Annotated in this window: 20 protein-coding genes; 12 read left to right on the top strand and 8 right to left on the bottom strand. The window is 73.3% G+C overall.

Annotated elements, in window-relative coordinates:
- Positions 1-167: 167 nt before the first annotated feature.
- The 3 genes from ACQP2F_RS22900 to ACQP2F_RS22910 all read left to right on the top strand — a co-directional run bounded on the left by ACQP2F_RS22900 (position 168) and on the right by ACQP2F_RS22910 (position 6,326).
- Positions 168-1,964 (top strand): glycoside hydrolase family 6 protein, encoded by a 1,797-nt coding sequence (locus ACQP2F_RS22900; RefSeq protein ID WP_433307210.1) that lies wholly within the window; start codon positions 168-170, stop codon positions 1,962-1,964.
- A 99-nt stretch (positions 1,965-2,063) separates the two neighbouring features.
- On the top strand, positions 2,064-2,819 hold the full coding sequence (locus tag ACQP2F_RS22905; RefSeq protein WP_433307212.1) for a PP2C family protein-serine/threonine phosphatase: 756 nt from the start codon (positions 2,064-2,066) through the stop codon (positions 2,817-2,819).
- Positions 2,820-2,852: 33 nt separating this feature from the next.
- Positions 2,853-6,326 carry a caspase, EACC1-associated type gene (locus tag ACQP2F_RS22910; RefSeq protein ID WP_433307213.1) on the top strand — a complete coding sequence of 1,158 codons (3,474 nt, stop codon included), beginning with the start codon at positions 2,853-2,855 and terminating at the stop codon, positions 6,324-6,326.
- A gap of 17 nt (positions 6,327-6,343) precedes the next feature.
- Here the strand turns inward: ACQP2F_RS22910 and ACQP2F_RS22915 are convergent, their stop codons facing one another.
- Together ACQP2F_RS22915 and ACQP2F_RS22920 are read right to left on the bottom strand one after the other, a co-directional pair.
- Positions 6,344-7,063 (bottom strand): sugar phosphate isomerase/epimerase family protein, encoded by a 720-nt coding sequence (locus ACQP2F_RS22915; protein WP_433307214.1) that lies wholly within the window; start codon positions 7,061-7,063, stop codon positions 6,344-6,346.
- Positions 7,060-7,491: a MarR family winged helix-turn-helix transcriptional regulator gene (locus ACQP2F_RS22920; RefSeq protein ID WP_433307215.1), complete on the bottom strand. Its 432-nt coding sequence runs from the start codon at positions 7,489-7,491 to the stop codon at positions 7,060-7,062. Before ACQP2F_RS22920 ends, ACQP2F_RS22915 begins: the two co-directional genes overlap by 4 nt.
- An 81-nt stretch (positions 7,492-7,572) precedes the next feature.
- On the opposite strand from ACQP2F_RS22920, the gene ACQP2F_RS22925 reads away from it, so the two are divergent.
- The 8 genes from ACQP2F_RS22925 (at position 7,573) to ACQP2F_RS22960 (ending at position 15,855) form a co-directional block, all read left to right on the top strand.
- Positions 7,573-8,436: an alpha/beta hydrolase gene (locus ACQP2F_RS22925; protein ID WP_433307216.1), complete on the top strand. Its 864-nt coding sequence runs from the start codon at positions 7,573-7,575 to the stop codon at positions 8,434-8,436.
- A gap of 48 nt (positions 8,437-8,484) precedes the next feature.
- Positions 8,485-8,937, top strand: a complete 453-nt coding sequence (locus ACQP2F_RS22930; RefSeq protein WP_433307217.1) for a MaoC family dehydratase — start codon at positions 8,485-8,487, stop codon at positions 8,935-8,937.
- A gap of 78 nt (positions 8,938-9,015) precedes the next feature.
- Positions 9,016-10,164, top strand: a complete 1,149-nt coding sequence (locus ACQP2F_RS22935; protein ID WP_433307218.1) for a hypothetical protein — start codon at positions 9,016-9,018, stop codon at positions 10,162-10,164.
- Entirely contained in the window at positions 10,161-10,979 is an 819-nt protein-coding gene (locus tag ACQP2F_RS22940) for a hypothetical protein (protein ID WP_433307219.1), read from the top strand. Before ACQP2F_RS22935 ends, ACQP2F_RS22940 begins: the two co-directional genes overlap by 4 nt.
- A gap of 1 nt (position 10,980) precedes the next feature.
- Entirely contained in the window at positions 10,981-13,716 is a 2,736-nt protein-coding gene (locus tag ACQP2F_RS22945; RefSeq protein WP_433307220.1) for a CHAT domain-containing protein, read from the top strand.
- Between the two features lie 68 nt (positions 13,717-13,784).
- Positions 13,785-14,378 carry a sugar O-acetyltransferase gene (locus ACQP2F_RS22950; protein ID WP_433307222.1) on the top strand — a complete coding sequence of 198 codons (594 nt, stop codon included), beginning with the start codon at positions 13,785-13,787 and terminating at the stop codon, positions 14,376-14,378.
- Between the two features lie 105 nt (positions 14,379-14,483).
- Positions 14,484-15,008 carry a hypothetical protein gene (locus ACQP2F_RS22955; protein ID WP_433307224.1) on the top strand — a complete coding sequence of 175 codons (525 nt, stop codon included), beginning with the start codon at positions 14,484-14,486 and terminating at the stop codon, positions 15,006-15,008.
- Positions 15,009-15,063: 55 nt separating this feature from the next.
- On the top strand, positions 15,064-15,855 hold the full coding sequence (locus tag ACQP2F_RS22960; RefSeq protein ID WP_433307225.1) for a cellulose binding domain-containing protein: 792 nt from the start codon (positions 15,064-15,066) through the stop codon (positions 15,853-15,855).
- 5 nt (positions 15,856-15,860) lie between these two features.
- Here the strand turns inward: ACQP2F_RS22960 and ACQP2F_RS22965 are convergent, their stop codons facing one another.
- Positions 15,861-16,373: a nucleoside deaminase gene (locus ACQP2F_RS22965; protein WP_433307227.1), complete on the bottom strand. Its 513-nt coding sequence runs from the start codon at positions 16,371-16,373 to the stop codon at positions 15,861-15,863.
- A gap of 9 nt (positions 16,374-16,382) precedes the next feature.
- Here ACQP2F_RS22965 and ACQP2F_RS22970 point away from each other — a divergent pair, with 9 nt between their 5' ends.
- Positions 16,383-16,820, top strand: a complete 438-nt coding sequence (locus tag ACQP2F_RS22970) for an RDD family protein (RefSeq protein WP_433307228.1) — start codon at positions 16,383-16,385, stop codon at positions 16,818-16,820.
- A 48-nt stretch (positions 16,821-16,868) separates the two neighbouring features.
- On the opposite strand, the gene ACQP2F_RS22975 is transcribed toward ACQP2F_RS22970, so the two are convergent.
- The 5 genes from ACQP2F_RS22975 to ACQP2F_RS22995 form a co-directional block, all read right to left on the bottom strand.
- A complete protein-coding gene (locus ACQP2F_RS22975) occupies positions 16,869-17,765 on the bottom strand; it encodes a DMT family transporter (protein WP_433307229.1) in 897 nt (298 codons plus the stop codon).
- Positions 17,766-17,859: 94 nt separating this feature from the next.
- Positions 17,860-18,333: a hypothetical protein gene (locus ACQP2F_RS22980; protein WP_433307231.1), complete on the bottom strand. Its 474-nt coding sequence runs from the start codon at positions 18,331-18,333 to the stop codon at positions 17,860-17,862.
- 121 nt (positions 18,334-18,454) lie between these two features.
- Positions 18,455-19,243 (bottom strand): hypothetical protein, encoded by a 789-nt coding sequence (locus tag ACQP2F_RS22985; RefSeq protein WP_433307233.1) that lies wholly within the window; start codon positions 19,241-19,243, stop codon positions 18,455-18,457.
- A 180-nt stretch (positions 19,244-19,423) separates the two neighbouring features.
- Positions 19,424-20,917 (bottom strand): MFS transporter, encoded by a 1,494-nt coding sequence (locus ACQP2F_RS22990; RefSeq protein ID WP_433307235.1) that lies wholly within the window; start codon positions 20,915-20,917, stop codon positions 19,424-19,426.
- A gap of 114 nt (positions 20,918-21,031) precedes the next feature.
- Positions 21,032-21,580 (bottom strand): TetR/AcrR family transcriptional regulator, encoded by a 549-nt coding sequence (locus tag ACQP2F_RS22995; RefSeq protein ID WP_433307237.1) that lies wholly within the window; start codon positions 21,578-21,580, stop codon positions 21,032-21,034.
- Between the last annotated feature and the right edge of the window lie 42 nt (positions 21,581-21,622).

The raw sequence follows: 21,622 nt of genomic DNA on the forward strand, positions 1-21,622 counted from the left end.
GGAGGTGGAACAAATGTTTCCGGGGAGTATCTGGGTGATTGCGGTGGGAGCGCTCCCATGTCATGCTGTGCGAACGGCCGGGGAGCGATGCCCCTCGATACGCGAAACCGGTCGATCCCCCCTGGCGTGAGGGATTGCGCCACTCGCATGTCTCGAGGAGCCACCACATGAGACCTGTCCTCATCCGCGGACTGACCGCGGCTGCAGCGGCAACGATGGTCGCCGGGCTCGGCATCTTTGCCGCGACCAGCGCCAGCGCCGCCGCCGGCTGCCGGGTCAACTACTCGGTGAACCAGTGGAACACCGGGTTCACCGCGAATCTGACCGTCACGAACCTCGGTGACCCGATCTCCGGCGGCTGGAACGTGACCTGGACGTTCCCGGGCAACCAGACGGTCACCCAGGGCTGGAGCGCGACGATCAGCCAGTCCGGTGCGAACGTCACGGCCACGAACCCCTCCTGGTCGACGTCGATCGGCTCGAACGCCAGCGTCAACTTCGGCTTCAACGCCAACTACTCGGGCACGAACAACGCCCCGGCGTCGTTCAAGCTCAACGGCACCGCCTGCACCGGCAGCGTGCCGACCACCGGCCCGACCTCCGGCCCCACCTCGGGCCCGACGTCCGGACCGACCTCCGGACCGACGTCCGGCCCCACCTCCGGTCCCACGTCCGGCCCGACCACCGGACCGACCGGCAACCCGGGCCCGAAGGTCGACAACCCGTACGCGGGGGTCAAGGGCTACGTCAACCCGGAGTGGAAGGCCAAGGCCGACGCCGAGCCCGGTGGCAGCCGGGTGTCGAACAACCCGACCGCCGTCTGGCTGGACCGGATCGCGGCCATCAACGGCACGACCGACAGCAGCTCCAACGGCGCGATGGGCGTACGGGCGCACCTGGACGCCGCTCTCGCCCAGGGTGCCGGCTACATCCAGTTCGTGATCTACGACCTGCCGGGCCGCGACTGCTCGGCGCTCGCCTCCAACGGTGAGCTCGGGCCGAACGACCTGCCGCGGTACAAGTCGGAGTACATCGACCCGATCGCCGCGATCGAGCGGGACGCCAAGTACCAGAACCTGCGGATCATCAACGTCGTCGAGATCGACTCGCTGCCGAACATCGTCACCAACACGGGCGGCCAGGCCGGCGCCACGGCGATGTGCGACACGATGAAGGCCAACGGCGGATACCAGCAGGGCATCGCGTACGCGTTGAGCAAGTTCGGCGCGATCGGCAACGTCTACAACTACGTGGACGCGGCGCACCACGGCTGGATCGGCTGGGACTCCAACTTCGGCCCGGTCGCCGACATCATGTACCAGACCGCCGTGCTCTCCGGCAGCGTCAACAACGTCACCGGCTTCATCACCAACACCGCCAACTACTCGGCGCTGCAGGAGCCATACATCCAGCCGAGCACCACCGTCGGCGGCCAGAACATCCGGCAGTCCAAGTGGCTGGACTGGAACCAGTACAGCGACGAGCTGACCTTCGCCCAGGCGTTCCGGCAGAAGCTGGTCTCGCTCGGCTTCAACTCCAACATCGGCATGCTGATCGACACGTCGCGTAACGGCTGGGGCGGCCCGAACCGGCCGACCAAGGCCAGCACGTCGACCGACGTCAACACGTACGTCAACGAGTCGCGCATCGACCGCCGGTACCACGCCGGCAACTGGTGCAACCAGTCCGGCGCCGGCCTCGGCGAGCGCCCGAAGGCGGCCCCGGCCGCCGGCATCGACGCCTACGTCTGGGTCAAGCCCCCGGGCGAGTCGGACGGCTCGAGCTCCCTCATCCCCAACAACGAGGGCAAGGGCTTCGACCAGATGTGCGACCCGACCTACGGCGGCAACGCCCGCAACGGCAACAGCCCGACCGGCGCGCTCCCGAACGCCCCGATCTCCGGCGCCTGGTTCTCGGCCCAGTTCCAGCAGCTGATGACCAACGCCTACCCGCCCCTCTCGTAGGAGAGGCACCACGTAACCCGCCCCCATAACCGCCGGGCCCCGCTCTCTTCCCACGAGGAGCGGGGCCCGGTGCTGTGCCGGATCGGCTAGAAAGAAGCCGTGCAGATCGAGATTCACAAGGTCGCGTGGTCGGCGGCGGGCCGGCGGCTGACCGCGGCGTCCGGCAGCGTCGTCGGCAACCGCTACCGCGACAACTACGACGTCGTGCACCTCGACCCGGGCCGGTTCCTCGCGGTGGTGGCGGACGGCATGGGCGACGGTCCCGGGAGTGCCGCCGCCGGCCGGACGGCCGTCGACGTCTTCGTGCGCGATGTGCCGGCGACGTGCTCTCCTGCCGCGCTGCGGGTCGCGGTCGACCAGGCACAGCAGGAGGTACGGCGGGCCGCCCGCACCCTGGACGAGCTGACCGGCTGCACGATGACCGCCATGGTCGCGGACGCCCACGCGGCCGCCTGGATCGTCCAGATCGGCGACTCCCGCGCGTACCGGCTCCGCGATGGTCTGCTGGAACTGCTCACCACCGACCACACCGTCGCCTGGCTCGGCCTGCTCTACGGCTGGTTCGCGCCCGACTCGCCGGACGCGCGCACGGCCCGCTACCGGCTGACCCGCTACCTCGGCCACCCCGGGAACGCCGAGCCCGACATCCTGAACGTGACGCTCCACCCCGGCGACGTCTACCTGCTGTGCACCGACGGCGTGACCGACCAGCTCAGCTACGAGCGCCTGATCCAGCTGCTCGGCACGAACCCCGACCCGGCCGCAGCCGCCCACTTCCTGCTCGAGGACACCCTGGAGGCCGGCGGCGCCGACAACGCGACGGCGGTGGTCATCAAGGTCGAGCCGACCATCTAGGCTGGACGTCACGCCGGTCGAACGGAGCGTGAGGTGCACCGGGCTCTCATCGTCTGCAACTCGATGTACGAGGCCGACCCGGCGGCCTTCACCGAGCTGCGCGGCCCCCGTGCCGACGGCGTCCACCTCGTGCGAGCGCTGACCGATCCCGAGACCGGCCTGTTCGCCGAGGACGGTGTGCAGAGCCTCTTCGAGTTCCCGGCGTCGAAGATCCTGCACGAGGCCGAGAAGTTCTACGGCGGCGCCGGGCCGGACGACGTCGCGCTGTTCTATTACAGCGGGCACGGCTACCGCCAGGACGGCCAGTTGTTCCTGTGCGCGCGGGACACCAAGGCGAAGTACATGGAGTCGACGGCGGTCCCCGACAGCGCGCTGAACCGGGTGCTGAACCGCTCGCGTGCGAGAGCGAAGATCCTCATCCTGGACTGCTGCTACAGCGGGGCGTTCAAGGGGCCGCCGGACGCCGAGCGGCTCGCCGGGCGGGGCCGGTACATCCTCGCCGCGACCTCCCCGGTGCACCAGGCCAAGGACGCCGAGGACGGTCAGCAGCTGAGCACGTACACGCGATGGCTCATCGATGCCCTGCGCCGCGGGGCCGACGATCGGGACGGCGACGGCCTGGTCGACCTGGACGACCTGCACTCGTATCTCGACGCGATCGCCGAGGACGGACCCCGCCCGTTCCGGATCTGGACCGGGTCGGGCGTCATTCCGATCGCGCGCCGGCGACTCGCGCGCGAGCTCCGCGACGAGCCGGCCACTCCTGCTGCTGCTGCTGCCGCCGCGGCCACCGAGCCCGAGGTCGTGCCCTTTCTCGACCGGCTGACGGCGCTCACCTCGTACCACCCGGATCGGCTCTCCGCCTTCCGGCGGGACATGAAGCAGGACGCGGAGCTCGGCCTGCCCGAGCGACTGTCGGCCACCGACTTCCTGCACGCCGCGCTCCTCATGCGGGACGGCCGGCTCACCATGGCCGGAGCGCTGCTGTTCGGCGAGCGCCCGGCGGCGGTCTTCCCGGCCGCCGTCATCCAGTGCACCCACATCCGGGGACGGGACAAGAACGGATTGATCGACAGTCGCACCCTCCGCGGCACACTGCCCGAGCAGATCGTCAAGGCGCAGGAGTTCGTCGCGCGGCTCGCGACCCGCGGCGAGGAGCCGGTCGAGGGCGCGGCACGCTCGCGGACGGTCTTCGCGTACCCGATGATCACCGTGCGCGAGGTGGTCGCCAACGCCGTCGTGCACCGCGACTACGAGCAGCACGAGCAGTGCGTCCACGTGCGGGTGTTCACCGACCGGGTCGAGGTGTCCAGCCCCGGTGCCTGGGTCGGCCGCGGCCTCGGGCCCGGCGAGCTCCGCCGGATCGGGGAGCTGACCAGCGAGTCCCGCCGCCGCAACTTCCGGCTGGCCGACGTCCTGGGCTGGATGAAGCTGGTGGAGGGCGAGGGCGCCGGGCTGCACCGGGCGGTGCACGAGTGCCGCGAGGACGGTTTCCGCGAGCCGACGGTGAGCGAGGCCGACGGCATGGTCACCGTCACGATCTACCCGCGCGACGACGAACCGGGCGCCACGCCGGCCGCCCGGACCGTCTTCGCCGGCGACGTCGTCCACGGCGACAAGCTGGTGTCCGTCGCGACCGCCCGCTACACCGACCGCGTCTTCGCCGCCGGCCCGGTTCGTCCGGTGACGGTGGCGGGAGCCGAGCGGGAACGGGTCCGGGACACCTTTGTGCCTCCTCCCGGGTGGCCGGAGTGGGTCGAGCCTTTCCGTTCGACGCGCACTCTGGTCATGACCGCCAACCCGGGTGTCGGTGCCACGACGGCCGCGCTGGCATTGCTGATGGCGGTCGGAGCCGGCGAGCTGGTGCGGATCGACGCGCCGGCCGGCCTCGGCGCCCTCGCCGATTGGCTGCGGCACGGCCCGGCCGGCACGGGCTACCTCCTCGACGGGCTGGCGCCCGGTGAGGTCATCGACGAGGCGGTTCTCGGCGCGATCGCGGCAGCGCTGACCAGCGCCGGATCGTGGCTGCTCATCGTCGCCGGGGAGGATGTGTCCGGCATCGAGGCGGCACCGTTCACCGTGCATCTCGCCGTCCCGGCTCCGCTGCCCGAGGTCTTCCGGGCTCACCTCGGCGCGGCAGCGACCGAGGAGGGAGTGCAGTGGGCGACGGAACATCTCGCCTCGGTCACGAACGTCCGGGATGCCGTGGCGCTGGCGGAGATCATCGACCGGGCGACGGAACCGGGGGGTGAGTTCGACCGGGACGAGGCGGCGCGGCGGTGGGAGTCCCGGGCGGAGAGCGAGGTCCAGTCGTGGTTCGCCGATCTGGCCGATGCCGACCTGCGAACCCTGGCCATCGCGATAGCAGTGCTGGGCGGCCTGCCCTACGACCGGGTGAGCGCCGCGGCAGTGGCTCTGTTCCGGCGCGTCGACGGGTCGGCCCGGGCCGCCGGCGTGCCGGCGTTCTCGTCGCCGCGTGGCCGGCGCCTCCAGGACGTCCGGGCCCACCTCGAGGTGTCGGTCGTGCGAACCCGATACGGTCGCGCACCGGTGGAGCTCGTCTCGTTCGACGATCCGAGCGTCGCTCCGAAGGTCATCCGGCACGTCTGGCGTGAGTACGACGTCATCCGGGTGCCCCTCCTCGAATGGCTGACCGACCTGGCGCGGGACGAGTCGGAGCCGGTACGGGTGTTCGCGGCGACGGCCCTCGGCATGATCGCGACACAGTCGTTCGAGTTCGTGGTCGACGCGGTCGCCGTGCCCTGGGCGACCGGCACCGACCGGCGTCTTCGCGAGGCGGTGGTCACCGCGTTCCGGCTCGCGATCCTCGACAACGCCGTCGGCGGCCGGATACCGGCGGTCATCGCGGGCTGGCGGGCCGACCGGAACAGTCCGGAAGCGCGGGCGACCGCCGCCCTCGCCTACGGCGCCGGTCTCGGCGCCACCGACCTGGGCGGCGCCCTGTCGGCGCTCGGCGGACTGACCGAGGACGCCCCGGAGGTGGTGGCCGACGCGGTGGGTGCGGCGATGGCTCAGCTCGCCAAGGACGGCGGCCGCGATGCCCTCGACGTCATCGATGCGCTCGCCCGATGGAGCAGCGGGCGCAGCCGCAGCGCCGGGAGCGAGCTCGCCTTCACCGTCCTGGCCGCCACCACGGCGACCGTTGCTGCCGACCAGGATGAGGATGTCGTCTGGCCCCTGCTGCTGCTCCTCACGCGCGACCTCCCCGAGGCGCGCTCCGTGGTGGCGGGGCTCTGGGCCAGGACCCTGGACAGCCCCTTGACGTTCGAGCGGATGCGGGGAGTCCTGCGGGACTGGGCCGTGCTGGCGGAGAAGCAGGCGGGCGTGGAGGAGGCGTTCCTTCGTTTCCTGCGGTTGGTGGCGGCGACCAGCCCGCGCGTCGGCTCGCTCGTGCGCGGCTCGGTTACGGCCTGGAGCCGCGACAGCGCGGTCGAGATGTCGCCGGCCCTCGCGGAGCGCATGGCGGCGGTGATCGACGAGTCCTGAGCTGGCCGAGCCGTGGGTCACCCGAGCAGCGTCAGCGCGCCGGCGATGGCGTCGTCGATCGGGGCCGCGTCGGTGTGCCAGCGGGCCTCGTGCTCGAGGACGACCGGGACGCCGGGGTGCAGGGCCAGCACCTCGCGCAGCGGGACCGCGCCCGCGCCGGGGACCAGGGGGCGGCGCTCGGTGGGGGAGGCGACGTCCTTGATCTGGATCTCGGCCAGCCACGGAGCCAGCGCGGCCGAGGTGCCGGCCGGGGACTCGCCGGCCCGCCACGGGTGCAGGGCGTCCCAGATCGCGCCGGCGCCGGGGGCGGCCGCCAGCAGCGGGCGCAGGTCGGCGCCGCGCAGGTAGGCGTCGTGGGTCTCGACCAGCAGCCGGATGTCGCCGGCGCGGGCGACGGCGGCGGCCAGCGCGGGCGCGGTCACCTCGACACCGGCGGTGCCGGGCATCAGGCGCAGGGCGGGGGCGCCGAGGTCGTGGGCGAGGTCGAGATGCGCGTCGAGGCCGCCGGCGCCGGACGACAGGTTCACGTAGGTGGCCAGCCCGGTCAGCCTCAGGCCGTGGTCGTCCAGCACCCGCCGGGCGGTGCGGCGCGCGGCCGCGTCGATGCCGGCGTGGACCGGCTCGTCCTCGGCGCACCGCAGCTGCACCGCGCGCACGCCGTGGCGGCCCAGCAGGGCGCCCACCGCGGGCAACGGCAGGCCGGGGCAGCCCAGCGTCGACACGGCGAAATCTCTCACGGCTGCTCCTCCAGCCGCTCACGCCACTGGGCGAGGCCCGATGCCAGCTGGTCGAGAACGGGCGCGGGCAGGCCGGACGCGTACGCGGTCATCGCCTCCTCGAAGGTCGGCACGGCGGCGGTCAGCGCGGCCCGGCCCTCATCGGTGAGGACCAGCAGCGACGAGCGGCGGTCGCCGGGGTTGGCCTCGCGGCGGCACCAGCCCCGCGCCTCGATGCGGTCCACCGCCTTGCTGGTCGCGCCGATCGTGATGTGCACCTCGTGGGCGATGTCGTAGACCCGGCAGCGGCCGCGGCGCTCCATGATCCGCAGGAACTCCAGCGTGCCCAGGCTCATGTCGTGGGCGGCGCGGACCCGGGCGTCGATCAGGTTGAACAGCAGCGTCTCGGCCCGGATCAGGTCGGTGAAGAGCGCGGTGAGGTCGGTCACGTCAGCAATCCTTGGAATTAGCTTCCGGGGAATCTAGTTTACGGAAGTGCATTCCTTGGAACCTACCTGATGGAGGCCGACATGGACCGGCAAGCACAACGCGCGATCGTCCGGGCGGCGCTCGCCGCGGTTCCCCGCGAGCGCGGAAGCGTGGCGAGCGAGCGGGAGTCGTTCGAGGCGTTCGCGGCGGCCCGGCCGCCCGATCCGCGGCTGGTCCGCGACGAGGTGACGCTGGGCGGCCGCCCGGCGGTGCGGCTGCGCGCGGACGGTGACGGACCGGTGCTGCTCTATCTGCACGGCGGCGGCTACGTGGTCGGCTCCGGCCGCACCGGCGCGGGGCTGGCCGGCGCGCTCGCCGTCCGGACCGGTGGCGTGGCCTACTCGCTGGACTACCGCCTGGCGCCCGAGCACGTCCACCCGCACGGGGTCGAGGACGCGCTCGCCGCGTACCGGGAGCTGGTCGCCGGCGGTGGCGACGTGGTGGTGGCGGGCGACTCGGCCGGCGGTGGCCTCGCGGTGTCGCTGCTGATCGAGGCACGCGAGGCCGGGCTTGCCCAACCGCGGGCCGCCGTGGTGTTCTCGCCCTGGGTCGACCTGACGCTGGCCGGCGAGAGCATGCGCACCCGGGACGGCGTCGACCCCCTCTTCACCGTCGAGAGCCTGCGCTGGTACGCCATCAAGTACGCCCCCGGCCGCGAGAAGGAGGCCAGCCCGCTGTTCGCCGACCTGTCCCGGATCGCGCCGCTGCTGATCCAGGTCGGCAACGACGAGGTCCTGCTCGACGACGCCGTCCGGCTGGCCGCGAAGGTCGCCGCCGACGGCGGGACGGTCCGCCTCGAGGTCGGCGCCGGCCTGCCGCACGTCTACCAGAACAACTTCGGCCGTCTCGACGACGCCGACGACGCCCTCGACCGCGCCGCCCGGTTCGTGGGCGAGCCCGGGTAACTTCGGGGCAACGCCGCCCGGCCCGCTGGGCCACCCCGAGGAGGACGCATGATCACCGTGAACGGCCTGGACGAGCTGAAGGCCCTCGCCGGCAAGGACCTCGGCCACAGCTCCTGGCTCGAGATCACCCAGGAACGGGTGAACACGTTCGCCGACGCCACCGGCGACCACCAGTGGATCCACGTCGACGTCGAGCGGGCCCGGAGCGGCCCGTTCGGCGGCCCGATCGCCCACGGCTACCTCACGCTGTCGCTGGTCATTCCGCTCTTCGGCGAGCTGCTCAAGGTCGAGGGCGTGAAGATGGGCGTCAACTACGGCCTGGAGAAGGTTCGTTTCCCGCACCCGGTGCCGGTCGGGTCGAAGATCCGGCTGGGCGCGACCGTGGTGTCGGTCGAGGACGTGCCGGGCGGTACGCAGAGCACGTTCGACTTCACGGTCGAGATCGACGGTGTGGCCAAGCCGGCCTGCGTCGCGCGCACGGTCTACCGGCAGTACGTCTAGGCGGGTGGCCGCCGGGCCGGGCTGTCGTGTTTGGGCGGGCGCGTTGCCCGGCGCGCGCCCCGCTGTCACGGTATGGCGATGGCGGGATGCGCCTGCCCGGACAGGCATCTGGATCCGCTCGGCGGGGCGGCCGAGCTCTCCTTCCCGTGGGCCGGCCTGCTGGTGCTGCCCACTGACTACGAGACCATGGTCGAGCTGACCACGTCGCTGGTGCCGTACCGCTACGGCGGCCCGAACCAGCAGTTCCAGCACGGCATCCTGCACTTCGTGCAGGCGCTCGGCAGCCCGTTCCTGCACCGGCACGGGCTGCGGCTGCTGCGGATGGCGGAGGAGGTCGTGGGCGGCGCCGACCCGGCCGAGCTGCGGGCCGAGCTCGCCGTGACCCGGCGGCCGAACGCGTCCGGCCTGACCGCCGGGGACCTGCTGGAGTCGGCGGCCGAGCTGGAGTCGGCCCGGATGACGTACGCGACGCTGGCCGGCACGCTGCCGGCCGGCTCGCCCGCCGCGCTCTACCGGTCGCAGCTGCACCACGCGTACCCGGACCCGGCCGAGCCTCGCCGCAAGGCGTTCGACCACTTCGCCGGCGTGGCCGGGCTCGACGCCGCCTACGAGCTGCTGGCCCTGGTCACGTTCCTGGTCTTCCTCGGCGACGACCCGGCCGGCATGTTCGACCAGCTGGCGCCGGCCGTCGCGAAGCAGGCGGAGGGCGTCGCCGGCCTGAGCGCGGCCCAGCTGCTCGACCGGCTGGGCTGGGCCGACAACTACGAGGAGTACCTCGACCTGATCGTGGCCGGCGAGCCGATCGGCACGCCGTTCCTGGTCGACCCGCTGCGGGCGGCCCTGGCGTTGCACGGGCGGTCGGCGCTGATCGAGACGCTGGCGCGGCCGGCCACCGGGCTGCTCGCGCTGGGCGAGGACGAGCTGCGGGCGATCGAGCCGCCGCTGATCGTCTACCCGTCGCGGGACGGCGGGCTCGTCCACCACCGCAACGGGCTCGCGCGCGGGGACGACTCCCGCTTCGCCTACCGCATCATCGCGGCGGCCGGCACATACGGCGCGGCCGAGCGCATGACCTCGCCGGTGACGGGCGGGGACGCGTACTGCGCCCATGTCGCCTGCCCCCAGCACGCCGGGGCGCTGTGCCACCGCTGGTTCCTGCCGCCGGACTCGGCGGAGGGGCACGAAGCCTGCTCGTTCCCGTCGCTCGTGCTCGGCGCCCGGTCGTGAAGGTCGTCGCCGACGAGCCGGTGGTGGGCGTCGCCGACCGAGTGGCCGCCGTCGCGGACCTCGGCGACGACGCGCCGGACCGGCTCCTGGAGTCGCTGGCCACCGACGGCCTGTCGCTCCCCGCCGAGCGCGGCCTGCCCGGCATCGCCCGGCGGGTGATCGACCGGCTGCGTGGCGCCCGCCCGGTCGAGGAGCTGGGTGAGGTCGACGCCGCGTTCGAGATCCTCGGCCTGCACGTGCCGCCGGCCGGCCGGGCGGCGCTGCACCTGGCCCGCAGCGAGAGCGGTGACCGGCAGGTGTCGATCAAGGCGATCGGCTCCGGCTTCGGCGGCGGCCGCACGCTCACCCTCGCCGTCGACGAGGACATCCCCGAGCGCAACCGGTGCATGGTGATCCGCCAGCACGTGACGCTCGCCGTGCGGCGGTTCGAGCGCGACGCGGCCGGTCAGCCGTGGATCCGCACCGACGTGGTGGCGTGGAGCAACCGCGAGTTCGTCGGGCTCGACCCGTGCGTCCACTGTGGCGCGTCCGGGGACGACCTCGACCCGCTGGAGTTCGACGAGGACGAGGCGGGCGCGCTCGATCTGCGCTCGTACGACGCGGCCGTCACCCGCAAGTCGGCGATGACGCTGGCCGGCAAGCGCAAGGCCGACATCGGGGTCGACGTGGGCGGCAAGGCGGGCGCCGGCTTCCATCTCGAGCAACAGACCACCATCTCCTGTACGGCGTCCTACACGTTCCCGGCCGGGCGCTGGTTCCTCCCGTACCGGCCGGCGGGCGACACCGCGGCCCTGCCGTACTGGGCGGTCCGCTGAGATGGGCACCCTCGCCGACGTGCTCGCCTCGGTGCCGGACCACCTGCGGCTCGGCCCGATCGCGGCGGTCACCGTGGGCAAGCGGATCGCCGTCCTCGAGTCCGCCGGCGGTCCGCCCCAGGAGCGTGCCTGGCGGCTGTGGCTGGAGGCGCAGTGGGCCAAGAACGCGGCCGCCTTCGTCCTCGCCCACCAGGCCCTGGACGCCGCCGACCGGGTCGCCGAGCAGGTACCGGCCGGGCGGCAGCCGGTCCTGCTGCTGGAGCTGGCCGGCCTGCGCGGCAAGCTCTTCCAGGACGACGGCGAGGCCGGCCGGGCGTACGCGCCCCTGCGCTGGGCGTCGTCGCGCTGGCTCTCGCTCGGTGGGGTCTTCGGGAACGACTCACCCGAGGCGGCGCCGGTCTTCGCCGCCGCCTGCGCGGGCGCCGCCGACCTGGTGTTCGCGGCGCTCGGCGCCGACTACGTGGCCGGCCTGGCCGCGCGGGCGGGCATCCCGGCCGAGATCGGCGCCGCGACGCTCTGGCTGGACCGGCTGGTCACCGAGGCGGCCGAGATCATCACCCGGACGACCGGGCTGGTCGCCCGGGTCGAGGGCTTCGCGGCCGCGCGCGGGCTGGCCAACGACGCCCTCGCCACGACCCGGTCGTGGTCGGTCCCCGACTGGGACCAGCTCCGCTTCTCCGCCGGCCTCCGCCTCACGCTCTCCTCGTCGGCCGACGACGCGCAGCAGTTCGCGGCGAGCCTGGGGCAGGCGTCGGACGGGCTGGCGCTGGCCGGCCGGATGCCGCCCGGGAACGAGCGCGACACGCTGACCGCGAAGCTGCACGCCAACCGGGCCCGCGCGCTGCTCGGGCTCGGCCGCGCGGGCGAGGCGGCCGACGAGTACGACATCGCGCTGGCCGGGCTGCGCGCGGCCGGGGCGACCGGTGACGCCGCGGTGATCGCCCTCGCGCCGCGCCTGGCCCGGGCCGCCGCCGGTGAGCCGCCGGACCGCGCCGAGCTCAGCCGGGCGGTGGCGACGCTGGAGGCGCAGGCCGCGCAGGCGCCCGGCGGGGACGGCCGTCTCATGGCGATGCTGGAGTACGCGCGCCGCTTCCTGCTGTTCCAGATGGCCGGGGCCGATGCTTCGGCCGGCGACGACCTGGCCGACGTGGTCGGGCTGATCGAGGTGCTGCGCGGCGACCGTCCGATCCTGCGCGCGGCCACCTGCGACGCCGACCCGGTCGTCGCCCGGGTGACCCGGCCGTTCGCGATCCTGGGCGAGCGGCTCCGGAAGCTGCCGGACACCGTGCTCGTCGCGATCGAGCCGCAGATCGAGGGGCCGGGCCAGACCCCGGTCTTCCTGGTCGTCGCGGGCGACCGGTGGCACCTCGCCACCTCCGGCACCGCGCACGCGGCCCTCTACACCCTCGCGACCCGGGCCGACGACGAACGGCAGGCGCTGCTGACCGGCGAACGGATGCCGCGGTCGGCGCCGTCCGCGGGCCTGGTCGAGGCGGCCGAGGCGGGCTGGCGGTCGCTGCCGGAGCCGGTGCGGGAGGCGATCCTCGGCGCGCGCACGGTCCTCTACCTCCCGAGCGGCGGCGCCTCGGTGGCCGACATCCCGTTCGAGCTGCTGCGGCACGACGGCGGCTGGCTGGGCACGACCCACGTGGTCGCGCGCTGCCCGTCCTTCCAGTACCTCGACGAGGCACTCGCCCCGAACGCGCGCCGCCCGCGGCCCGATCCGCGGCTCGTCATCGCGACCGCCGCCCCCGATCCCGCGCTCGGGCTGCTGGGCGAGGCGGAAGCCGAGGCCGGCATGGTCACCCGCGCGGCCGGGGTGCTGGGGCTGGCGCCGGAGCGGGTGGACCTCGGCGACCCGGCGGCGGCACTCGGCGTCTTCACCGCACAGGCCGCGGTCCACTACGTCGGGCACGGGTTCGCCAACCCGATCGGGGAGCTGCTGCCGCTCTCCGGCGACGCCGTACTGAACGCCTCCGAGCTGCCGGCCGGGGACGGCGCGCCGTTCGTCTTCTTCAACGCCTGCCTGCTCGGCCGGGTGCGGCACGTGGCCGGTGGCCGGCAACGCGGCTGGGCGCTGCGGCTGCTCGACCGCGGGGCGCCGGCCATCGTCGGGGCGCTGGCGACGGTGCCCGACAGCGTCTGCGTGCCGGTGGCGCGGGCCTTCTACGGCGCGGCCCGGTCGGCCCCGGCCGGCGAGGCGATGCGGCGGGCGCGGGCGACGCTCGACGCGGCCGGGATGCACCCGCTCGTCGGAGCGGCTTACGTCCTGCACGGCGATCCGTTCGCCGGCATCTCGGCCGCGGCCGGCGGGTCGGCGGCGGCCGGCGGGTCGGCGGCGGCGCTGGTGGCCGGATGGCCCGACGCGACGACGCGCGCGCTCGCCACCGGCCGGGCCCTTTCCGGCCGTTCCGCCGATGCGCCCCTGACCGACGTGGACGACCTGCTCGACCGCGATCCCGACGAGGCGGCGGTGCGGCGGATCCAGCTCGCCCTGACCCGGCTCGCACGGAACCCGGACGACCGGGGCGAGCTCCGGGTCGCGTACCTGTGCGCAGATGCCCTGCACGACGGCTACGCGATCCTCTACCTCTTCGCCCACCACGCCAAGACGTTCCTGCGGGACCAGCCCGCCGGCGCCGACGAGGTGTTCCGGACGTCGGCCCGGTCCTGGCTGGCCTCGCTGGCCGGGGACGCGGAGGCGCTGGCGTCACTGGCCGCGCGGCTGCCGGCCTAGGGCCGTCGGGCGAGCCGCACCGGCTCTCGGGTCCACCCCACGCCGATGGACCGGGGAAGATGGGGATCATGGATGACGAGGTGTTGACGCGGATCCGGCAGGGGCTTCTCTACACGGAGTCGGAGGCGTCGTTCCAGGATTCGCGGCGGCGGGCCGATCTGGTCTTCGAGTACAACGCGACCCGGCCCGGCGACACCGGGCGGCGGCGGGCGCTGCTGGAGAAGATCTTCGGCTCAGTGGGGGAGCGTACGGTGCTGCTGTCGCCGTTCCATGCCGGCTTCGGGAGCAACGTGCACATCGGCGACGACTTCTTCGGCAACGTCAACCTGACGTTCGTCGACGACGTCGAGATCCGGATCGGGGACGGCGTGATGATCGCCCCGAGTGTCACGCTCACCACGACCGGGCACCCGATCCATCCGGACCTGCGCGAGGATTTCCGGCGCTTCTCCGAGCCGATCGTCATCGAGGACAAGGTCTGGGTCGGCAGCAACGTCGTGGTCCTGCCGGGCGTACGCATCGGCTATGGAAGCGTGATCGGCGCGGGAAGCGTGGTCTCCCGCGACATCCCGCCGATGAGTGTGGCGATGGGCGTGCCGTGCCGCGTGGTCCGGCCGATCTCCGAAGTGGACCGGACCGCGCGCCTCGCTCCGGGTTCGTAGGTGCCCGGCGGCGGCGTTGCCAAGAGTTTCGCGCGAGACGGCGCCGCGTCCTCCGCCCGGTAGGTTGGGCCGGCCACCATCGGCGGCCTCAGCGAAGGAGGGGGGATGAACGCGGTAGTCCTGAGCATCGCCGGCACGGCGGTCGCGCTGGCGGCACTCGGCGCGGCCCTGTGGCAGGGCCATCTCCTCAAACGGCAGATCGCCGTCGCCGAGCACGTCAGCAACGCGCAGTTCTACCAGAACATCACGGTTCAGTGGATCGAGTTCGACAAGTTCCTGATCGACCGGCCGCACCTGTGGCCCTACTTCCACGCCGACCAGCCGGCGCCGCCGGGGGAACTGGAGGATCGCGCCGACCTGGCCTGCATGGCGGCGGCCATGGGCAACCTGGCCGAGATCTGCGTCAACTCGAAACGGGTCCTCGGCCCGTACACCGGTGACTGGGAACGCTACTTCCGCTTCGTCTACCTCCACGGGCCGTATTTCCGGGAGTTCTGGCGGAAGTACCACAGCATGTGGTCGGACGACGTCGGCGCGGTGTTCCTCACCCCGATCGCCGACCTCGAGGTGCCGATCGCTCCGGACGACTCGCTCACCGCCTTCTGGGACGGCGTACACGCATCGGCGTAGTTCGATATACGGTGCGAGCAGGGCGCGGTCCCGCGCGCGAACGGGGGAGGTAGCGATGCTGCACAGGTTCGGCGTGGTGCTCGGTGGGGTGGCTGTCGCGTTGATGGTCGGGGCCGGCGGGGCGGCGGGGGCCGCGCCGGGGTCGACGCCGACCGCCGGGCCGGCCACGACGACGGCTACGCCGGGGCCGACGCTGACTGCGGGGCCGACCGGGACGCCTACGCCGGGGCCGACGCTGACGTGCCCGCCGGCGCTGCCGGTCGGCGGGGTCATGTCGGCGGCGACCGAGACCAGCGTGACGATCCGGTACTCGATGCTGATGACCCCGCCCTGCGGCTACAACGCGCCGGTCACCATCACGCTCTTCGCCTCGGCCGACGACGCCCGGCAGTGGGTGAACCCGGTCGCCGAGGCGGTCTCCGGGCCGGAACGCAGCGGCACGGTGACGATCGGCGGGCTGACGCCGGACACCGCGTACTGGTTCCGGTTCAGCGCGGATGGGAAGCACGATCCGTACGTGATCGGCACCGCCCGGACGGCGGCGCGTCCCGCCTGCGCGGCGACGGTCGCCGTCGACAGTGCGTGGAACGGCGGCTACGTCGCCACGGTCACCGTGCGCAACGTGGGCGCGGAACCGCTCGACGGGTGGCACGTCTCCTGGCGCTGGGGCGGCGACGAGCGCCTCGTGTCCGTCTGGAACGGCGTCGCGGAGGCGTCCGGGCCGGATGTCGTCGTCGGGAACGCTTCATACAACGGCCGGCTGGCGATCGGCGGCGCGGCGACGTTCGGCATGCTCGTGGCGGCCGGCGCGGCACCCGGGGGCATCGCCGCGGCCTGCGGGAGGTGACCGCCTCACAGCAGGGTGCGGGCCCAGCGCCGGAAGCCCGACTCGGGGGCCCGGTCGCAGAACCGGCGGAACTGGTCCCGTACCTCGTCGCGGCGGATGCCGCCGGTCATGGCCGGTGGCGCGTACCACGGCAGATCCTCGCTGACCGGCCAGTCCTCGACGAGCGCGGTGCCGCCGTCGGCCGGTGACTCCAGTCCGAAGTAGACCTCGGAGACCTTCAGCGCCATCGCCGCGCCCAGGCACATCAGGCACGGCTCGAGGTTGACGGCCAGGCGCAGCGGATGCGGCCGGGCGCCCCAGCCGAGGCGCTCGTCGGCGGCGGTCATCGCGAGCAGGTCGGCGTGCACGAGCCGGCGGCCGAGCCCGACGTCCCGGGTGTGGGCGCTGGCGATGATCTCGTCGCCCATCGCGACCACGGCCCCGATCGGCATCTCGCCCCGGGCCATGCCGTCCTCGGCGACCGCGATCGCGGCCCGCACCAGATCATCGGGCGTCATGAGGTTGCGTCCCACCGGCATCATCGGATCATGACGTACCTCTCCGCCCCGCCCGACGTCCACGTGACCGGCCGGCGTGTCGTCGCCACGATCGTCGACGGCCTCATCTTCGGCGTCGTCAACTCGTTCCTCTCGGCCGCCTTCGGCACCGAGAAGGCGTCGTCGGGCTTCAACCTGACCACCCTGAGCTTCACCGGAAGCCTGTGGCTGCTGGTGATCGTGGTCCTCTACTACACGCTGTTGGAGGGCACGACCGGCCGCACGGTCGGCAAGATGGTCACCGGCATCCGCGTGGTGGACGCGCAGACGGGCCGGGCGCCCGGCCTGTTGTCGGCGTTCGTGCGCACGCTGCTGCGCCTGATCGACGGCATCTTCGCCTACCTGGTCGGCTTCCTGGTCGTCATCAACTCCGGCAGCCGCCGCCGCTTGGGCGACATGGCCGCCAAGACACTGGTGGTGCGCGCCTGAGGGACGTCGGACGCAGCACACCGGAGCGCACCGCCGGCCGGTGTGCTGTCAGCGCCGGGTGACGGGCTCCACGGCGGCCGGGGCTCGGCCGCCCCGCGAGACCGCCACGCCGGCCAGGCACAGCACGCCGCCGAGGATGGCCAGCGGCGCGGGCACCTCGTGCAGCACCAGCGCCGAGATCACGATGACCACGACGGGGACGAGGTAGGTCGTCGAGCCCATCTTGCCGGCGGTGGTGCGGGCCATCGCGTACGCCCAGGTGGTGAACGCTATCGCGGTGGGAAAGACGCCCAGATAGACCACCGTCAGCGTGATGTGCGCCGGCGCGCCGGCCACCTCGGCGGCGAGCCGCCCGGCGAACGGCAGGCAGACCACCAGACCGATCACGCAGCCGTACGTGGTGACCTGCAGCGCGCTGGCATGCCGAAGGGCCGGCTTCTGTGCGACCGCCCCCGCCGCGTAGCTGATCGCGGCGAGCAGGCACAGCACCACGCCGAGCACCGACGACCGGCCGCCGCCCGACAGCGACACGCCGACCACGACCGCGCCGCAGCAGGAGACCAGGATGCCGCCGAGCAGCCGGGGCGGGAATCCCTCGCGCAGCACCCACCCGGCGAGCAGCGCCATGATGATCGGCCCGACGTTGACCACCATGGCCGCGGTGCCGGCGTCGACCTCGCGCTCACCCCAGTTGAGCACCACCATGTAGAACCCGAACCAGAGGATGCCGGAAGCGACGATGCCGGGCCAGGCGGCCCTCGGCGGCAGCCCCTCGCGCCGGGCCAGGAGGAACACCAGCAGCGTGACCGCGCCGGCCCCGAGCCGCCCGAGAGCGAGCGCGCCCGGCGAGAAGTACGGCGCCGCCGCCCTGATGCCGACGAAGGCCGACGCCCACAGCACCACCGTCACCCCGGCCGCGGCGATCGCGGCCCGTCTCTGATCCATGGAGGGCAGCATGCCGTACCGACGCTTCGGCGTCCGGCGAAATTCGGACGCCTGCTTCGTCACACCGGCGGGAGCAGGGCGGTGACCGGCTCGCTCATCGCGGGCGGGGTGGCCCGGCGATCGCCTCGATCAGGGCGCGCAGGTCGGCGGCCGCATCGGCGCGGGGGCGGGCGCTGACGTCCTGCGGCCCGGTCTGCGCCGGCGTCGTGCCGACCTGGACGGCCGCGCGCACGGCGTCGAGGCGGGTGTTGGCCTCGGTGGCCGCGACCCGCTCCTCGGTCGCCTCGGCGGTCTGGGCGGCTGCGGCCTCGCGCGCCTCGGTGGCGTCGGCGCGGGCCGAGTCGACCGCGCTGCGGTTCACCTCGCGGCCGAACAGCCAGCCCACCGCGGTGAACACGATCGCCTCGACGGCGCCGAACACGTACAGCCGCCGCTGCCAGACCACGTCGTCGCCGCCGGCCAGCCAGATCATCGCGACCACGAGCACCGCGAAACCGATCAGCAGACCGGTGGCCACCCAGAACTGCCAGCCCCAGCGCGCGGCGGGCGCGCCATTGTCGTCGCTCAACTGCCGATTCCCCTCGCTCGCCACGCCTCGTCGCGCCTTGTCGCGCCTTGTCGGCCGGAGGATCACGCTAGCCGCCGGCGGGGCCGCCCGTCATTGCCCGGGGAGTGGCATTTTTCGGACTCTAGGCCGGTTCCGGCGCGCGCAGGTGGAGGGTCCGGCCGAGCTCGGCCAGGGCCAGCAGGTTGAGGCCCGTGTGGAGGGTCCGGCGGGTGGCAATGCGACCGGGGTGGCGTTCCTCGGGGGCCACGGCCCGCACCACCTCGCCCCCGGTGAGGACGAACGCCGTGTCGGTGAAGCCGTCGTCGACGCGGACGCTGCTGCCGGCCAGCAGGCGCCAGCCGTACCAGGTCTGCGTGAAGACCCGGCCCTCGGTGAGCTGGAACGGAGCCGGGAGGCGCAGCGCGGCGGCGCGCCGGGCGAACCAGCGGCCGATCGCCGCCGAGTCCCAGGGCAGGGGCTGCTCGCCGGGCGGGAAGACGGCCTCGAGCGGCTCCCAGAAGCGCATTCCGGGAGCGTACGCGAGATAGGGGCACGCCCATTTCGCCCAGGCATAGACGTCGCCGGCCGGGTCGGTCTCCAGGATCATCGCGGTGATCAGCAGCCGCTCGACCGGGTCGGGCAGGCCGGCGATCGCGCGCAGCCGGCGCTCGCGGTCGGCGTCGGACTGCCCGGTGCCGCGGGCGGCCTCGCAGGCGCCGCAGAGGTGGTGGCCCGCGGGCTGGTGGCGGGGACAGCGGTGGGAACGGCACTGGTCGCACGTCGTGATCGCGAGGTCGCCGCACGAGCAGGTGGCGATCGGCTCGGCCGTGCCGTCGTAGTAGAGCTCGTGATGCCCGCCGCTGAGGCAGCGGTAGAGGCCGGGCAGCAGCCGCTCGCGAGGTTCGAGCGGGTGACCCCGGGAGCACGGCATGCGGACATTCAAGCAAGTCGTGATCGTTCCGGCCACCGCCGGGGCGCGCGTAGGGGTGAGCAGAGCGAAATCGCTCTGCTCACCGGTACGCGCGGCTTGCAGTGGCGCGTAGGGGTGAGCAGAGCAAAGCCCCCGGCCAGGCCTGGTCAGGCGCGGCCGGGGGCTCCGGGGAACGACGGGTCAGTGGGCCATGGCGGGCGGGGCGTCGGGGTCGACGTCGAGCGGGCCGGTGCGGAACAGCAGCGTCGCGACCACGGCGGCGACCAGGAAGAAGCCGCACGACCACCAGAAGACGGTGTGGAAGCCGGCCAGCTCGGCCCGCGCCGGCAGCAGCGCCGACGGTGCGTGGGTCTGCGCGTAGTGGGTGCCGGCGCTCGCGGCGAACGAGCTCAGCAGCGCGGTGCCGATCGAGCCGCCGATCTGCTGCATCGTGTTGATCATTGCCGAGGCCACGCCCGCGTCGCCGTGCTCGACGCCGCTGGTGGCGGCGTTCTGGGTGGGCGCGAAGACCAGGCCGAGGCCGAGGCCGATGATGATCAGGCCGGGCAGGACGCCGAAGTGGTACGACGAGTCGAGGCCGAGCCGGGTCATGTAGGCCATGCCGCCGGCCGCGATCAGCGCGCCGACCGGGACGAGCGGGCGGGGGCCGATCTTCGGGGTGAGGATCGAGCCGGCCGTGGTCGCGGTCGTCATGATCGCGGCGAGCATCGGCAGGAAGGCCAGGCCGGTCTGGATCTGCGAGAAGTGCAGGTACTTGGTCATGTAGAAGGTCAGGAACAGGAAGATGCCGAACATGCCGGCGCCGGAGATCGCGATCGAGGCGTAGGCGCCGCCCCGGTTGCGGTCGAGCACCACGCGCAGCGGCAGCAGCGGGTGCGGCACGCGCAGCTCGATGACCACGAACGCGACGAGCAGGACGACGCCGGCGAACAGCGGGACCAGCACCGAGGCCGCGCCCCAGCCGTCGGTCTCGACCTTGCCGAGGCCGAAGACGACGCCGACCAGGCCGCCGACGGAGGTGACCACGCCGGGCATGTCGAGCTTGTTGCGGCTGGTGACGCGCTCGTCGGCGAGCTTGACGAGGGCGCCGGCGACCGCGACCGCCGCGATGACCAGGTTGACGTAGAGGCACCAGCGCCACGACGCGTACTCGCTGAGGACGCCGCCGAGCAGCAGGCCGACCGCGCCGCCGGCGCCGGAGATGGCGCCGAAGATGCCGAACGCCTTGCCCCGGTCGGCCGGGTCGGTGAACGTGGTCGCGAGCAGCGAGAGGGCGGCCGGGGCGAGGGCGGCGCCGAACGCGCCCTGCAGCGCGCGGGCGACGATCAGCATCTCGATGCCGTTCGCGGCGCCACCGAGCGCGGAGGCGAGCGCGAAACCGATGAGGCCGATGAGGAACATGCGCTTGCGGCCGAAGAAGTCGGAAAGGCGTCCGCCGAGCAGGAGCAGGCTGCCGAACGCGAGGGCGTACCCGGTGACGACCCACTGGCGGCTCGCGTCCGAGAAGCCGAGGTCCTGCTGCGCGGTGGGCAGCGCGATGTTCACGATCGTCGCGTCGAGGACCACCATGAGCTGGGCCATCGCCAGCACGACCAGCGCCCACCAGCGGCCGTTGCCGCCCGGGCCGGCGGTCGCCGGTGGCGCCGGGGTGTGTAGTTCGGTAGCGGTGGTCATCTAGCGCCTTCCAGGAGCCGTGCGGACGGAAAGAGGTCCTCCGTGGCATCGGCTCCCGGCGGCAGCGGTTGAGGATCGGTTGCGAAAGCAACAGAAAACGCAAGCCCGGCCGGCTCAGCCCTTCAGGATGCGCCGGCCCGCGGCCAGCAGGTGGTCGCGGAAGTCCTCGTCGTCGAGCCCGGCGACGGCCGGGTCGGCGCCGGCCATGATCAGGCCCCCGCTCAGCACCGCCATCCGCACCCGGCTGCCCGGATCGGGCGCGGTGCCGCCGAGCAGGCGCCGCACCCGCTGCAGCGATCGCAGCCCGGGATGGGCCCGCACCAGCCGCATCACCACCGGGTCGAAGCTCAGCGTGGTCGCCACCTTGCGGAAGTCGACCACCAGCTGGACCACACCGGCCAGCACCGCCTCCCGCCTCGCGGCCGGGCCGCGCTGGGCCTCGGCGTGAGCGGCGATCTCGCCGAGCCGGTCCATGGCCGGGTCGATCACCGCCACGACGATGTCGTCCTTGCTCTGGAACTGGTGGTAGACCGCGGCCTTGGTGACGCCGAGACGGTCGGCGATCATCTGCAGCGACGTGCCGGTGACCCCGTGCTCGGCGAACAGGTCGAGCGCCGCGGCGAGCAGCCGCTCGCGGGCGGTTCCGGGGCGTGGCGCGTACATGCCCGGAATGGTAGCGATCGGCTCCTTGACCTGGAGCGCGCT

The organism is Actinoplanes sp. CA-030573, from assembly GCF_050951115.1.
Taxonomy (GTDB): Bacteria; Actinomycetota; Actinomycetes; order Mycobacteriales; family Micromonosporaceae; genus Actinoplanes.